Raw genomic sequence first — 16,508 nt, forward strand, 5'->3', positions numbered from 1 at the left:
TCCATTGACCTCCCGACGTTAGAATCCTTTGCTGCGTGAATCTCTTGCTCTCTGACCGAATCCTTCGGCTGAAGAAGTTCCGCCGCCAGCTTCACGGCGACCCCTGCTCTTCCGCGGCGTGTTCTCCTTGATCGGAACAATCCAGGAGAAGAGGGTCAATACGCCAGATAAGATGAGCATCGCACCAAGTCGTACGAAGGTATCCCCCACGTTCGAACCGTCGAGGCCCCATTCCAGCAGTAACCCTGCCAGTAGACCCGATACCGCACCGCCAATACCAAAGCTGAGCGCGAGATGACGATTATCGAATACGAGTCCAAGGGATACCCCCAGTGCTACGCCAATCAGCAACACGGCAAAGACACGGAAAATCGCCAGATAAACGCTATGCTCCATCATGCCTGTACGCTCCGTCACCAGCGTCCGTTCATCAATCGTATCGTAGATCTGCTGGAATGCCAGATTCAGACCACCGGAATCCGGTACATCATAGTACATCCCACCCGTTTGTTGGGCAATATTACGCAGCAGATCCGTACCTGATGGGTCCACCAGGCTCAAGCCAACCGTATTGATCGATATCTGTTCACTCGCATATTGGGACAAAATATCGGCCGTATCCGCTTCACTGAAGCCATCGGATAACAAGATGACGACCGTACCACGTTTCGGGTCCTGTTTGCCCTGAATCTGTTCCATGCCTTCCCGCAGCACGGCATCAAAATTGGTGCCGCCCGAAGTCGTGACAATACCATCGATTTTGCCATAAACCTCATTCTTGGCCGCTTCACTATCGAGCGCAATAAACGGTTGCAATAACTGCGGCTGGTCATCAAACGTAATGACAGCTACCTGTTTGTCACTCTCCATTTGACTGATCAGTGTCTTGGCTGCTTCAAAGCGTCCGTTATCCGGATCTGTCTCGCTCATGCTGCCCGAGTTGTCGATCATCAGTATAATATCTTTTACTTGCTTCACACCGCCCGGATTGATCTGATACAGCAATTGCAGGCCGAGTCCAACAACAAACAACAGAGCGAGTGTTGCTGGAACAAGCAATTTCCACGACAGTCCCAGATACCGGAGCTTCCATGAAGCACCATTCAGCTTGGGTGAGATCATCTCTGCGATCAAACAGAACAATCCAACGCTCAACGCCAGTACGCCAAAGTACAATCCCATCAGCAACAGACGTGGCATCTCCCCAAGCCATTGACGCAGCATGATTTCTCCTGCCGCAAAGCCCACCGCTCCGCCAATCAGGCTGAACAGGACCAGGAGAAGATTAATTTTTCGCTGCATGTGTGCATGCATCCTTTCCAAACCAGCCGTAAGCAGGCTGAGTTAATACAAAATTGTAGCAGGGTGTCATGACACCGCCGGCGTCTTAACGAATGGGTGACAACTTTTCCACCAGACCTGCGGGGTGAAGTTCATAACCATTCTCCGTGTACGAGTCATAATATACCTTGCCGTTCCGATACACCATGAGATCCTCCAGATGGAAACCTCCCATCAGATTCAGCTTCTCCACACCACTGCTGCGTTCTTCGTACACCACACCCAGCTTGTAGATGCGTGACGTCTCTTCGGCATGTGCCGCGTAGTCCATAAAAGCACTATGATGGTCACCAAAGAAATACTTCTCTTCATACCGATGTTCCTGCGTATAATCGAATACCCGTACCCGAACAACCGCCTGATCCTCCAGCGTGTGGTACAACCTGCGGAACAGATCATCCCGGGTTAATACGTCTTTATCTCCGTAAGCAATCGTAACGTTGGCCCGCTGCAACAGCTCTTCTTCAAATGGTAACCGCAACGGCTCGGCTGTAAGCAGCAACGAGTGACATACCTCCATCAGCCGTTTCAGCAGACGGTCATCGCCTTCTGTGGCAAGCCGGTTCATATCTCCCATGTAACGGTCCTCAAACCATACATCCCGTCCGCGCTTGGCTTCCAGGTCGATGATTAGCTCTTCCGTCACTTTGCCGTAGTACTCCATCACGTTCTGACCGATGTATTCATCCGCAGCGGCGATACTTTGGGCAGCCGTCTCTCGCAGTGTGCGTTCCAGTGCTTCAAGTGCTGCTGTGACGTGCCGACTATAACGGTGGAGCTCTTCCATCTCCGTATCGTAGATGCGCAGCAGATGTAATTCATTTTCCAGTCGCAGCAATTCTACCTTCGGTACATACACTCGCTCCAGCATGCAGTCAATCAGATTGCGTACATTCTGCTTATCACGGAACAACGCTCGTTTGAACGACTGATCTTCCACTCGCTCTTGCTGACGTTGCTCCAGCAGGGCACGTGCCGATTCAAGCTGCATCGATTTATCCCGAATCAGTCCAAGCAGTGCTTCACGTACACTGCCAGACTCACTCCCACTCCAGGCTGCCCACTGGAAGTACCCAACCTCTGGATGCTGCCCTCGGGACTGTTCGGCCTGACGGCGCAGGGAACCGCCAGAGCTGCGCTCGCGCACACGTTCCTCCACAAGACGAACGACGTTATCGCGGAAGTACGCTTCGGCTCCTTGTCCAAACAACGCTCTCTCCGCTTCACGAAGTGAGAGCGGCTTCAGATCAGAGAAACTGAGGTTATGCGTCATGATGCCGCTCATGCCACTAACCAGATCTTCATCGGGCAGCAGGCCTTCGACTTTGCGTTCCACCGAGGCCGCGTCCAATCCGAAGAAAGCAAGCTTGTCCTTAATGCTCCAATCCGGCTCCTGCCGCATGCGTGCGAGCAGATACCGATACATGTGATATAACACCGCCAGTGCAATCGGCTTGTTTGGCCGCCTGATCTCGGCAAAACCCGCACTTGCATAACCATGCTGATTAGAGGTGGTACGAATATTGTTTTTAAAGGATGTATTGTTGTACGTGTTCGCTCCCGTGCTTGAAACGGTACCCAAGCGATTCCCATCCTGCTTCCTGTTCTTCAACAGGCAGATCCGGCAAATGATCTCGGCATTTTCGATCCAGCCACCGGGAACGCCGGTTCCACGCTCATTTTTGTCGGACAACAGATATACCAGATCAAACAACGGTGACGCGTGATGTGTAACGGGAATGGAGATCCCATCCTCCGTCACCAACAGATTACCGCTGAACGTGTAGTCCAGCGACTGCATATAATCCAGCTCCCGTAGGAAAGCAAGGCCTGCTGCGCTGGCATACCCGAAAGAATCCACCTGTTCCATCTCGCTGACCAATACATGCAGATCCGTTTGCACCGACTTGAAGGCTTGGGACAAAATGATCTCCGTCAGCTTGGTGAGCTCTGGCAACAACACATTCAATGGATCATCGGCTCTGGTTACCACCGTAACGTAAATCCGATCAAATGACGAGTACAGCCGTCCATATTCGGCAATTCGGTTACTGACCCGCCGAAGCGTACGATTCAGGTCAAAGAGAGCCTGATCCGATTCGTGGAAACTGCGATGTACATCCTTACGCCGTGTTTTGGACGGTCGCTCCGTCTGCCCAGCGGACAAAGGCAAGCGGTGACGAGTCACCTGACCATCATCAGCCGAGCCACCATTCTTCGTTTCACCCGGACCCGTTTCCTGATCTTCTGTACCAATCTGAATGTAGACCACACCGTCCCCGTTATCCCATTTCAGCCGATTGATCTCCTGCACGGCAGACACGGCAGGTGCCACCAGATCACCCACAAACAGGAACAGCGCCGGGTAATGGATACTGCTGCGCCCATCACCCAGGCTGCCTTGACGCTCCTGCTCTATTGCATACCGTGTTGCATACTTCTCCAGATCACGCTTCAGGGTATTGTTCGAATTGAACTCCATCCCGGCCGCCACCCTTACTTCAGCCTTCTGCGAATGTCGTTCAGCTTGGACGACATCGTTCTGTAGAACTGATAGATGTCTTCTCCGTTAGCCAGTTCTACACGCTCATATTCCAGACGATCACGTGATTCCATGAACAGCGCAGCCAGATCATCCAGCTTTGTCAGCAGTGGGGTGATATCCTCAGAAGCTGTAAGATCATTATCCCGACGGGAGGCTTTGCGCAGCAGTGTACTGCGGTCTTTTTCTGCCAGGCCGCGGAAGTTGCCAAACACTTCATACTCGGCAAAGTTACGGCTCTTCATCAGATTCGCGAACGGCTCCCAAGCGTCCTCTTCCGGATCACGGTCATAGACGTAGAGCGCACCTTTTTTGACGATAGTGTCGGTATATAACGCTTCGATGAAGCGGTCATACCACTGCTCTTCGTCCTGGTACTGAGCAAGAATGCCTTCGAGTTCGACAACTTTGGCCGAGATGGCATTCATCTTCGCCAGTTCCTCACGTACACGTGCGATCAGCTGCGGGGAGCGTACCAGGTTTTCTTTGGCCATATCTTCATTAATACTGCCGAAAATATCCTTAACCCCTACACGCGGCAACCCTTCGGATTGCAGACGTTTCAGCTCCATCACGGCCCGCTTCACTTCGCCAAGGTTCGGCGTGGTGGACGTCAGACGCATATCGTAGGCTCCCAGTTTGGCAGACAGGTCAAACGCTTCTGTCGTCACAATCGCATACCGGTTACTTGTATTCTCATCAATGGATTTGGCTGTCACGATGTTGTATCCGAGCGCCTGCTCGAATTCGCTACGTACACGGGCGTTGTACTGTTTCACGCGGGCATTCTCGTAAACATCTCCCCATGATTTCTCCGGAATCGGGGATGGCAGATAGGTCCAGTTGTTTTTCTCCGTTTGCACCAAGTGACGACCAATGCCTTCTTTGTCCAAAATGGTACGTTCATAACTTTCCTCATATACCTTGAGCGGTGTATACACAAAGAGTGGTACCCCGTTGCGAGTATTCAGCCAGAAGATCCGGTTACGCACTTCACTTTCCTTAACGGTAAAATGAGATTTACCTACCGCATTGTTCTGATAATTGCGAATCCCTTTCAGAATGCCCGGCGCCTGTGCAGGTACCGATACAAATCCCCATGAAGGGAAATGCAGACTGCCTGTACTGTTGCTCAGATTGAACACCGGAACGGCCTCATCATCCAGCTTGCCGGCAATGAAACGTTCCACGAATTTCTCAACCGACTCATCCTGACCGTATTTGATCACCAGGAAATCTTCCATGGAACGGGTAATCAGATCACCGAATTTCTCACTCAGGAAGTCCGAAATGGAGCTGACGATATCAATCTCGTTTTCTTTCACCCATTGGCTGGAGTTTTCCAGCAATTCACGGGAGAAGTCGCGGATTAGATCATCTGTATCGCGCTTATCCAACAGCCCGTCCACCACACTGACGATATCCGGTACACTTACGACGTTCCAGTAATATGTTTTGTTGCCTTTGTGATCGGCTTGCTCTTCGCCGCGTGTCAGCAGATCACCGTTCTTCGCGAATATCGAGCTAAGGGCGTTCAGCGTTTCGGTAAATACGTTATAAATGCGGCTGTTCTCCTGGTTCAGCAATTCATACAGATCTTCATAGAACTCGATCATCTGATCGTTGCGTTCCACGTCGGCGTGCAGCCAGTACTCATGAATTTTTGCTTCAATATAAGCATTCTTTTTCTTCTCTTTGGAGACAAAAGCACTCTTCGCATCGCCCAGTTTCTCTTCGGACTGCTCCTGAGCCGCTTCAATATCACGCGGAATGCGGAAGGCATTCTCTCGCAGGGTTTCGATGTACGACTGAATCATCTTCAGTACACAGAAACCTTTTTCCGTATAAATCAGACGGGAGACATAGAACGGACCTTGTTCGGGGTGCAAAAACATACGCCGGATCTGTTCGGTGAACTGACCGGCAATCTCGCCCGGCAGCTGTTTCTTCGCCTTGATATATTCTTCACGGGCACGCGCCAGGAAGTTCTGTTCCAGTTCGGTGTCCATATTTACAACCTGTGATTTCACCACGTTGCCATAGGATAAGCGCTCGCTGTTCTGATAACCAGGCAGCGGCTCTGGCACGCGCGCTTCAAAGGACTTGACCACACTTTCGAGATCAATGCCCAGCTTGCGGGCAAACTTCTCGGTATCCTCCTGGTTCGGTGCTTTGGAGAACATGGTGTTCATTTTGTCGAACATGCGATACGCCAGATACGTGGTCATCTCTTCGATTGGCAGTACAGCCGAAGAGGCACCGATGATGTTGTAATCATAGTTGGCCGGGTACACCTTGTTCATCTGTGCAATGTTGGTCCGAATGTTGCTGATATAGTCATGGATCGCGAACTCTTCACCTGACTGCTTCTCCTCACTTGCCATGAAGTTGGTAATGTTCTCAGCTGTGACGTTCATGCAGTAATCGTAGGCGTTCTCCAGCAATTTGCCTTCGGTATTCGTCGCAGAGATCAGATGACACAGGTTAAATGGCGGCAGAGGTGAGTTGACGGTTAAAATATTGCCGTATTTCTGTGTAAACCGCTCACCACGGCTATCCACGTTCATCCAGTAATCCAGCTCTTTGAGCGCCGCATATCCGTTCTTGCGAATGTATTCGCGCGTGTGTTCGCTCAAGCTTTTGTTGGACAGGTTCACGTCTGGCGTGAACAGATATCCCAGCGTATTCACGCGGTCAATCCCGGCAGAGCCGTGATCCCGTTCGATAATGCCGCGCACGATATAGGAAATATCGAGGAAACAGCCGCTGCCTGTACCACCGGACAGACCTGTCAGCAGGAACACCATCAGTTTTTTGTTGGTGCCTACGGACAAGGTTTTGATCTTTTTGTCGATGGCCTGTACAACCTGATTAATCTTCGTGAACAGCAGCAAACGTCCAGCCTGACGCACACCTGCTGCGCCATTCATGCCGTCCGTGATGCTCAGTTCCGGAGACAGCCAGTCCGTAATGTACGGCTCCAAAACGCTGCGGTTCTGAAGCAGTCCGCCAATCTCGGCGTTGGACAGCAATACGAATTCATTGATCGGATCGAGTCCGATTCCTTTATACTTTTTGGCGCGATCCTGTTCGTTCGTCTCAAAAGCCAGAAACTCCACATTGTCCGGCTTGTCCATTTTTTTCTTGGATACCGGATCCTGTGGCAGCTTGAAACGACGGTTGATCTGATATTTAAGGCGTAGCAGTGCATCAATACCTGTTCCTCCCAGACCGATAATCAGAATGGGGTTATCAATCGTATCGACCCGGATCTTCTCACTGACAATCCCTCCGCCAAGTGATACATCCAGTTGCTGAATATGTTCTCTAACAATCGGTTTCATTCGTTGTCCTCCTTTATTTAAACCAGTTGGGCTATAGGCTCATTACACTTGCCACTCCGATGACAGAACAACCTTCCGATCGCTGTTATCCTCAGATTTTTTTGGTTCCCTTTTCTAAAGGGAAAAATCTGAGGATAGCGTATGCTTCCGATGTAGCTTTCTTTCAGAAAGCTTTTAGGCGAACGCTTCGCTTCTTCAGGTTTTCTCTGTCCTCTCCGTTCTCGTGTAAACAATTATACCCAACCTAAAATTGCATTCCTTTTAAACCAAATAAACCTTCACACCAAGTACTCGATTAGAATCGTTTTGTCCGCCTGTTGCAGCGGGATGCTCAGTCGGTCACCGTTCTTCAGTTCAACGCCTGAGCTTGCATCAACTGCACGACCGGATTTCTCCAACGTACCGCCTGCGGTGTTACGAATGATAATTCGATCCCCATTGCTGGGGGTAAATACATATTTTTCAGTTTCCTTCAGCTCCGGGTCCAGTTGCAATAACTGATGCAGATGGAATCTGCCGCGGAAGGATACCAGCTTTTTATATTGTGGATATGACTTGTCGCCCGTGTTCTCATCACGAATCTCAACAATCATCTGACCTACAAATCCCCGATTTTTGCGTTTCAACCAGCCCATCAGGAACCAGGCACCAACACCGATCACAATCAGAGCTATAACACCCAGGATGACAGGTAACCAAGGAAACGGCTTGTCCTGTTCACCGCCTGACGTTGTTGGTTGAGTTCCACTTCCCGCTGCTCCGCTTGCGTTGATCGTGATTGGCGCACTTTCACGGTAGAAACTGTCTTCTTCCGCACGGATGATCAATTCATAGTTATGATTGTCCGGTACTTCAAATGTTCCGGCAAAACCAGAACCTGTGTTTTCCAGCGGTTGTTCCTCGCTTTTACCTGTATCTACATCTTTCACAACCAGCGTGGCCTTCATATCTGTATACAGATCATTATCCTGAAGTGGCTGACCGCCATTCTCCAGTTTGGCTGCAAGATCAACCTTGTCCCCTTTGGTATAGGACTTGGTCTTAATTGGGTCCACAACGAGTTGAAGATCATAGTTGAATAACAGGTTGATATCGATGCTGTCTTTCGGAGCCCCTTTTACCCGAAGTTTCCAGTCTCCCTCTTGGGGTTTCAACAGCTTCACGAGCGAATAACTCTTCGATGTCGAGAGCTTGGCTGCATCCGAGTTCAGGTCCACGGCTTGTCCGGAAGGGTCCATCAATTGCACTTCCACCGGCTTCGAGGACATGATCGAAATGTTTGCTTCCAATACACTGTCATTCGGCACGTTCACGGTAACTTCCTGATAACTGCCGTTTCCCGTTACAGAGGGCAGCTTCACCACATTCAGTTTGGCATGATCGGCGAAAATCTCACTCAGAATCTGTGGCAGATCATCCGGCGTATCGGTAATGAATGATTTACCTCCGGTCTGCTGGGCCAGATCGGCGAGTGCATCCTTGTTCAACTTGCCATCGGCGTTTAGTCCAATTGTATACACCGGGATGCCCTGATCCTGTGCTTCCTTCACGGCTTTCGCCAGATCAGCGTCGGATTGTGCCTGTGTACGACCTTTGGTTTTGTTAAAGTCATTGTTGCCATCCGCCAGCAGCACGATCATCGGCGAGTGGGATGGGTCTGCACCATGATTCAGTATATTTACGGCTTCGGTAACACCTACAGAAACATCGGTATATGGCCCCCGGCCGAGCTGATCAATAAAATCCTTCAGGCTGCTCTTGTCCGCATCGGACTGAATCGTAAGCATTGCTTTTTCCCGCTCCACCTGATCGGTATAAGCAACAATTCCTACCTTGTCCCCCTGGACGGGCAACATATCAATAAACATTTTCATGGCTTCATTACTGATCTTGTCACGGTCACTTGTATTCATCGAGTTACTTACATCGGCTACAAGTACCGCATCGATTCCGCTCGTCTGTGCCTGAGCCGCTGCAGCTTGTGGCAGCAACGCTTGAGGTAGCAGTAGCGTTAGAATAGCCAGCAGAACCATCGTCCCGCTGAGCCAGCGTATTTTGCGTGTCCGCAGCATTGGGTGTACTCCTTCACGTTTGAGATTAAAATGGGAATAGTTTATTATAGGCGTCAAGCCTTAAGGAAATCTTAACAGTCTACTAATAATTTCTGAAAAGCACCCCTATCTTGAGTTACAGTTTTGTAATGACTGACAAAAATCGACGATTTCACGCCTGTCACTGGCACAAAAGTACCAACTATGGAAATATGATATAGTTATTGCCAGCAAACTGCAATATAACAGCGCTTGTTCACCAAGCCATAGAAGGGAACGGATTATGGTTACATACGGATGCCTCGCCATATTGTTTCTTTTTGTCATTATAAAGGTAATTTCACTTCAGCTTCATCGGCGGAAACCGGTCTCCCGCGAAGACACGGATCGTACCCTCTACACTATTCTGAATGGTGAGCGTGATTGAGCATGAGTACTAAACTAGTTGTATCCATACGACCATTTCAACGAACGACCCATGCCTATGAAAAGTTGCAAGTCTGCACCCGTTGTGGACAGTATACCTGCCTGTGGGAAGAGGAGTGCACGGCCTGTGGCCGGGGTACACTGAACTCCGTTCAGGCGAAGGCAACTTCCCGAGTGAAACGCCGAATTGCACGCGACCTGTTCATTACGATCTTGTTCGGTGCAGCGGCCACCTATTTTGGTGAAACCATAGATCAGACCATGGCGGCAGCCAGCGTTTCCTTGCTGCTTCTGGCCTTACTGATCTTCATGCAGAAACGTTCATTCGAGGTAGAACAGCAGCGCGAGTTGAAGCGCATGTTGGAGCAAGATGAGGAACTCATCCGCCAGGGCATTAACCGCAACTGGGCTCTGGTCGCCGAAGCCCGCAAGCAGGATGAAGCACTCGCCTATGAGATGCTCCGCGAGATCGGCTCACTCGTCTACAATGACCGGATTCGACTGCAACAGGTTGCGCTATTACAATCCTTTGTCCTGCGCAGTGATATGGATCTGCAGCTCAAGCCCTTGCTGTTACACAGTTTCGAGCGGCTGCTGGCTGAATATATCGGTGAGATTGCACGACTTAAGCCGGAATTGATCCGGGAAGACGCAATTCGTTATATCGCGACCTATGAAGTGAACATTTTACAGCTCCACAACGGAATTCAGATTCTTACAGCCGTAGCTGCTGCTGCCGTGCGCAAGAGTAAATATATTGAGTTATTCCCTAGTCTTATTACCCGCTACGCCCGCTTTATGCCCAAGGATCGATTCATGCGGCTCTATCATACGATTGAACGCTATCCAAGCAAGGCACGCGGGGGGCTGGCGGAGTCGGTAGGCCGGGTGTATAACGAGAAATATCGGGATCAGTACGCAGATGTTCAGCTGTAGGGATGATACATTGAGAACGAAAAACGTAGTAAAGTGCAAACTCATTCCCTGTATATAGACGAGTGCAATTTCATCCACCCCTGCATGCACGTCAGCACCACAGATCGAAGGTTATGCTTCTAATGATATAAGAATTCAGCCAAAAACACCCCATCCTTAGGTCTAGGATGAGGTGTTTTGAATTTTATGGAAGCCTGCCAAGTGCTATGCGCAGTACACGGACAAAAAGAAAAACTAGATGGGGAATACCTAAATGGCATCTTTCATGGAATCAAGCAGGCGCGCAAACAGGCACTCGCAGATGACAAAAAGAATAAGCGGAAACAATCATCCGTCCTGTTGAAAAAGGGCCGCGACGTGGTTCCGTCGCGACCCTTGATCTGAGGGTTCGGTACATCCGTACCCGAACCCTCTCATATGTGCCATGCCAAACGCTGTGGCATGGCGTGATGCCTGCGCAAGTACGGCTATATCGCCGCTTGCGTCAAAAGCTTTACCGTCCGCGACGAGATTCGCGACGGTCGCCCTTCGCCGGTCCGCGTCCTGCGGATTCCGGACGGCGAGAACCTTCACTGCTGCGCCCGGAGGTGCGCTTGTCGGCACTACGGCCAGCCCAGCCGTTGCTGCGCTCATCGCCACTGCGACCTGCATTGCGTCCGCCTTGGCTCGCACCGCGGCTACTGCTGCGGCCACCTTGACCTGCTGCACCGCGACTGCTGTCGCTGCTGCGCGCAGAACCACGGCTTGCGCTGCGCTCGTCTCCACTGCGGCCGCCGCTACGACCACCGCTGCGTCCACCTTCGCCACCGCGGGAACCACGACCCCCACGTCCGCCATCTCTGCGGTCGTTACGGCCTGCACCGCGACGGGCACTGCCTGTTCCGGAAGAGCGTCCGCCTGAACGTTCGTCATCCCCTTGACTGTTGATGGAACGTCTAGCTGCTCCAGTTGAAGCAATTGGACCTTCGCTCGTCCACTGGATACGGGACAGCTTCTGGTCGATACCTTGTTCAATACGTGCAAGTTCCGGTCTGTCGTGCTCTGTTGCAAACGTTACAGCAAGACCTGTACCCCCTGCACGTCCCGTACGACCAATCCGATGAATATAACTTTCCGCATCATGCGGCATATCGTAGTTAAATACATGCGTTACGCCTTCAACATCAAGTCCACGTGCAGCTACATCTGTAGCAACGAGCACTTGCAGTTTGGCATCGCGGAACGCTTTCATTACGTTCTCACGCTTGGATTGGGATAGATCTCCATGAAGTTCATCACTTGCATAACCTGCTTCACGCAGATCTTGGTTCAGCTTGGATGCACGACGCTTGGTCCGGCAGAAAATGATCGCCAAGTATGGGCGATACGTATCAATCATGCCGCGAAGTGCTTCTAATTTACCGCGATCCGTACATTCGAGCACTTGCTGACGAATCTGCTTGATTGGAATAACAGATTGGGAAGATACCTTCACATCTTCCGGATCTTTCATATAGGTCTTCGCCAGATTACGAATACCCTTCGGCATCGTTGCTGAGAACAGCATCGTTTGGCGTTTGTGTGGCAGCTCACTAAGAATCGTCTCCACATCGTCCAGGAAGCCCATGTGCAACATTTGGTCGGCTTCATCCAGCACCAGTTTTTTCACATTATCAAGCTTCAACGTGCCACGGCGCAGGTGATCCAGAAGACGCCCCGGTGTACCAATAACGATCTGGGTACCGTTCTGCAATTTACGCAGTTGCTTGTCCACATCCTGCCCGCCGTATACGGCAAGTACATGCAGTTTATCGTCGTTAGCAGTGAGTTTCTTCGCTTCTTCCGTAATTTGTAGCGCAAGCTCACGCGTAGGCGCGATAATCAGCGCTTGCGGCGAACGGTCGGATACGTTAATTTTCTGAATAATCGGCAGTAAAAATGCCAGCGTTTTCCCTGTTCCTGTCTGTGCCTCAGCGATAATATCGCGTCCACCCAGCAGTACCGGAATCGAACGCTCCTGTACCGGAGTCGGCACCGCGATGCCCTGATGTTTCAGGATCTCGCACCATTCCGGGCGAATGCCCAGTTGTTCAAAGTTTGCCAATCGTTACACCTCTGTATATTCATTTAGATAAGTCCATTTCATAATGACTCAGTATCAGTATCTGCAATCAAGACTAGCTTTCCTTATATCAATCATGATTATGAAATGAATTTTTTAAAAAGCAATCCACTCGTTGCTCTTCTTCTCCATACCCTGTAGTTTACACGTTAGTCAAGCAAAACAAAAGGGGATACAGCGTTACACCCTAACTTGTAGCACAAAATTCCAAGATCAGCGTAACTTGTATCGACCAAGTGACTTTAAGTCGGTTTAGTAAGAGACTCTAGATCTGCCTTCAGGTTGCTGATGATGTGGATATGACCTAGCATGCCTCAGGCTCTAATAAAAAAACAGCGACGCCCTCACCCCGATTTCCGGAAAAAGTGCACCGCTGATTAAAAAGTATCTTTTTATGTTATCTATTCGTTGTTTACTTCGTTCCAACCAAGTTACGAACCGTGCCCTCCAGCTGTGGCAAATCCACTCCGTTCAAGAATTCGAGAGCTCTCCTCGTTCAACCCGCGCAGGTGCACGGTTTTACCCAGCTTCGCGTATTTGAACTTCACTTTGCCAATAGCCACAACCGCTGTATTGTCCCAGATATGCGAACCGCCGAAATCAATAGTGATCTCCTTCGGATCAGCCTCTGCATCAAACTTATCCACGAAGTGGGAAGATGAACCGAAGAAGAATGGTCCGTGGACCCGGTATACTTTCTGCCCTTGTTCCTGGCTCGCCTGTACGCGGATCTTGGTCTGTTTCCAGCCAAAATGCAGCACACTGAGCACAACGCCGACCATGACCCCGATCGACAGATCGTGGGTATAGACCACAATCGCCACCGTCACGATCATGACAAAGGCTTCCGCACGTGGCACACGGGCAATATTTTTGATGGAACTCCAGTCGAATGTTCCGATACACACCATAAACATTACACCAACGAGCGCACCCATCGGAACCTGTTTCACCACTCCGCTAAGCAGCAACAACAGGATGGCTAGAAACGCACCCGCAGTAAACGTCGATAATCTTCCACGTCCGCCAGACTTCACATTAATGACTGACTGCCCGATCATCGCGCAACCCGCCATACCACCGAACAACCCGTTAATAAAGTTTGCAATCCCCTGACCACGTACCTCGCGATTCTTGCTACTCTTGGTCTCGGTCATCTCATCAACAATGGTTGCGGTTAGCAGTGATTCCAGTAAACCAACCAGTGCCAGAGTAAATGAATAGGGCAGTAAGATCATCAGCGTGTCCCAAGTCCACGCGATATTAGGCAAGTGGAACATCGGCAGGGTACTAGTCAGATTGCCCATTTGACCGACTGTTTTCACGTCCAGATGAAATACCACCGTAATAATCGTCATCACAATGATTGCAATCAATGGAGATGGGGCAGCTTTGAAAAAACGTGGCAAAATATAAATGATCGCCAGCGTACCCGCCACCATCGCATACATGATCCAGTTCGCTCCTGTGAAATGAGTCAACTGCGCCATAAAGATGAGTATAGCCAGTGCGTTCACGAATCCGGTCAGTACCGAATGAGGCACAAACGTAATAAATTTCCCAACCTTGAATATCCCCAAAATAAACTGAATAACTCCCGTCAATATCGTAGCCGCAAAAAGATATTCCACACCATAATCCTTGACGAGTCCAACCATCAGTACCGCCATGGCACCTGTTGCCGCCGAGATCATGCCTGGTCTTCCACCAGCAATTGAGATCACAATCGCAATCGTAATCGAAGCGTACAATCCCACCATCGGATCGACACCTGCAATGATGGAGAACGCAATGGCTTCCGGAATTAACGCCAGCGCTACTGTAATGCCTGCCAGCACGTCTCCGCGAATGTTGCCAAACCATTGTTGTTTTAAAGTATTCATATGTTCTTGCCGTTCCTCCTACGTGTCATCTCAATTTGTCTTATCACCTGATGGGTAACGATACGGTTCATCATTCACCCATTACATTACAACAGACAGCACAAATAGCAGAATGCTGTTCGCAAAATTCATCTAATCGTGGTTTCCAATGCCCCATCCGTTTCTATGTGTCTCGCTTGCTTCCGTCCAAATCCGTTTTCTTTTTCTTGCCTTCAGGGCGCCATGAACAGAGCATGACACCTATAGTTTTCCCCTCTCAGAAAAACTGGGTCCGTTAATGTACTGGCCTATTATTATAACTATAGGATGTAATATGTACTAACACCATTAAGCTGAAAGAATAATAGCATACCTCTTTAATTCTAATTTTTTCGTTAATTTACTCAAAAATACTCTATTTTAAACAAAATAATACCAGGCAGTTCCCATTGCAGGATATATCAGCGAGGATGTTAGTTATTCACCCTTGTAGATTTCATAAACAAAAAACCTCGCTTGTTTGGTAACATGGAAGAGTCACCAACCATGCCAACAAGAAAGGTAGAAGAAGCTCTCTCTCTTCATCACTGATTATGTGCTGCTGGTTTCACACAGGCTCCATTGCTTGCATCGTCATTCCTGCTTCGTTGCTTCCTTAACTTCAGTTTCATATAACAACGTTCACTTTTGGTTTGGAGTATTTTGGGGCCGACGTGACAACAATGTCGAATATTCAGTAATGAAAGCCTTATAGCTCGAGCTGAATTCCAGTTTTCGGTACATATTGGCCTTTTCGGTAAAGCGATAGACATCCTTGCTCGGAAAATAAATGCTCATTCCTTCTCCCTTGGGGTGTTCAGGAGACTTCATGTTATAAACAACCGCTTTTTGAATTGTTTTTTTGACGCGGTCCGCCTCTGTCTCTGCTTTCATTCTTTTGCCGATCAAGGTAAACAAATCAGCAAGATCCACCAAATCGGCTTCGTCCGCATAATCCTCGGATTGATCCCGTGCTTTTCTCAAATGACTTATTGCCTTTGTCATAGCTTGGGGCTTTAACAATCTTTTGCTGAATGACTCGACTGCCCTCATAACCTCTTCCATCCGATCCAGTCGAATGATCGATTGCTGAAGGTCCTCCTCTTCGCCGTTTTCCTTCGACTGTTCCAGATATCCTTGAGCAATAGTTCTGCCCAACTCAAGGGTGGAAATCCCGGGCTTTTCTTGAACTGCCTCCAGCATTTTTGTATAATCCCACCCATTCTGATTCGTGTAATCGACAGAGGCAAGCATATATTCCCCATAGTTCCTAAGTGCATAGGCCACCTCCACACTTGCCATTTTGCAATTATCGAAGCCAATGAGTTCAAATTTAATTCCCGTTTCGTTATAGGCGTGTCCAATTCCTTTTTGAAGCTCGGTCAAGCTCATTTTTTTATTGCCATAGTGCTCGTCGCCGCCATATCCATCGATCGGCCCAAGACCGTGCCCCCAGAACATAAGCACATGTTTCCGAGCTGGATATTCACGGGTTCCCCAGCGAATGAAATCTGTAAGGGAATCGGATGTATCCATATTTTGCGAGCCTACGTTATCCAGAAGGGCCAACCTCCCCTTTTCCACACGCCATCGTTGATTCAGACCGGAATCAATGGACGAATGGTCCCAGCTTCGGGCCCCTCCTGTCTGAACAACAACATTTACATTGCTGGAAGAGCCGACACTCATCATTTCCTTCAAGTCATCGCTTGCCATATGAAAATCACTTTCCATATCTGAACCAATCATATAGATGAGAAAGGTGTAATCAGCCTGCCGATCGGATGCTTTTAGTTCAGATATAGGAAGAAACGAGACAAGCAGAATGAACACAAACAGCTGTATTGTTCTTTTCATTGCCATCCC

General features: G+C 49.5%; 9 protein-coding genes. 2 read left to right on the top strand and 7 right to left on the bottom strand.

The genetic code is table 11. The annotated features are described in order from the left end of the window. Positions 1-18 precede the first annotated feature (18 nt). The 4 genes from ABTV53_RS26305 to ABTV53_RS26320 all read right to left on the bottom strand — a co-directional run bounded on the left by ABTV53_RS26305 (position 19) and on the right by ABTV53_RS26320 (position 9,299). Positions 19-1,302, bottom strand: a complete 1,284-nt coding sequence (locus ABTV53_RS26305; protein WP_433748080.1) for a vWA domain-containing protein — start codon at positions 1,300-1,302, stop codon at positions 19-21. 85 nt (positions 1,303-1,387) lie between these two features. Then, positions 1,388-3,823 carry a transcription initiation factor TFIID gene (locus ABTV53_RS26310; protein WP_433748082.1) on the bottom strand — a complete coding sequence of 812 codons (2,436 nt, stop codon included), beginning with the start codon at positions 3,821-3,823 and terminating at the stop codon, positions 1,388-1,390. A 14-nt stretch (positions 3,824-3,837) separates the two neighbouring features. Then, entirely contained in the window at positions 3,838-7,227 is a 3,390-nt protein-coding gene (locus ABTV53_RS26315) for a tubulin-like doman-containing protein (RefSeq protein WP_433748085.1), read from the bottom strand. 278 nt (positions 7,228-7,505) lie between these two features. Beyond that, the gene (locus ABTV53_RS26320) at positions 7,506-9,299 is read right to left on the bottom strand and encodes a vWA domain-containing protein (RefSeq protein WP_433748087.1); all 1,794 of its coding nucleotides are present in this window, start codon (positions 9,297-9,299) and stop codon (positions 7,506-7,508) included. A gap of 408 nt (positions 9,300-9,707) precedes the next feature. Here ABTV53_RS26320 and ABTV53_RS26325 point away from each other — a divergent pair, with 408 nt between their 5' ends. Further along, entirely contained in the window at positions 9,708-10,640 is a 933-nt protein-coding gene (locus tag ABTV53_RS26325) for a hypothetical protein (protein ID WP_433748090.1), read from the top strand. 177 nt (positions 10,641-10,817) lie between these two features. After that, positions 10,818-11,024 (top strand): hypothetical protein, encoded by a 207-nt coding sequence (locus ABTV53_RS26330; protein WP_433748092.1) that lies wholly within the window; start codon positions 10,818-10,820, stop codon positions 11,022-11,024. 109 nt (positions 11,025-11,133) lie between these two features. Here ABTV53_RS26330 and ABTV53_RS26335 read toward each other — a convergent pair whose 3' ends face one another. The 3 genes from ABTV53_RS26335 to ABTV53_RS26345 form a co-directional block, all read right to left on the bottom strand. Beyond that, the gene (locus ABTV53_RS26335) at positions 11,134-12,723 is read right to left on the bottom strand and encodes a DEAD/DEAH box helicase (protein WP_433748095.1); all 1,590 of its coding nucleotides are present in this window, start codon (positions 12,721-12,723) and stop codon (positions 11,134-11,136) included. Positions 12,724-13,172: 449 nt separating this feature from the next. Continuing rightward, positions 13,173-14,624: a SulP family inorganic anion transporter gene (locus ABTV53_RS26340; protein ID WP_433748098.1), complete on the bottom strand. Its 1,452-nt coding sequence runs from the start codon at positions 14,622-14,624 to the stop codon at positions 13,173-13,175. A 660-nt stretch (positions 14,625-15,284) separates the two neighbouring features. Continuing rightward, positions 15,285-16,499 carry a clostripain-related cysteine peptidase gene (locus tag ABTV53_RS26345; protein WP_433748101.1) on the bottom strand — a complete coding sequence of 405 codons (1,215 nt, stop codon included), beginning with the start codon at positions 16,497-16,499 and terminating at the stop codon, positions 15,285-15,287. Positions 16,500-16,508 lie beyond the last annotated feature (9 nt).

Origin of the sequence: Paenibacillus amylolyticus (assembly GCF_050990605.1) — a bacterium.
GTDB classification, from domain to species: domain Bacteria; phylum Bacillota; class Bacilli; order Paenibacillales; family Paenibacillaceae; genus Paenibacillus; species Paenibacillus amylolyticus_H.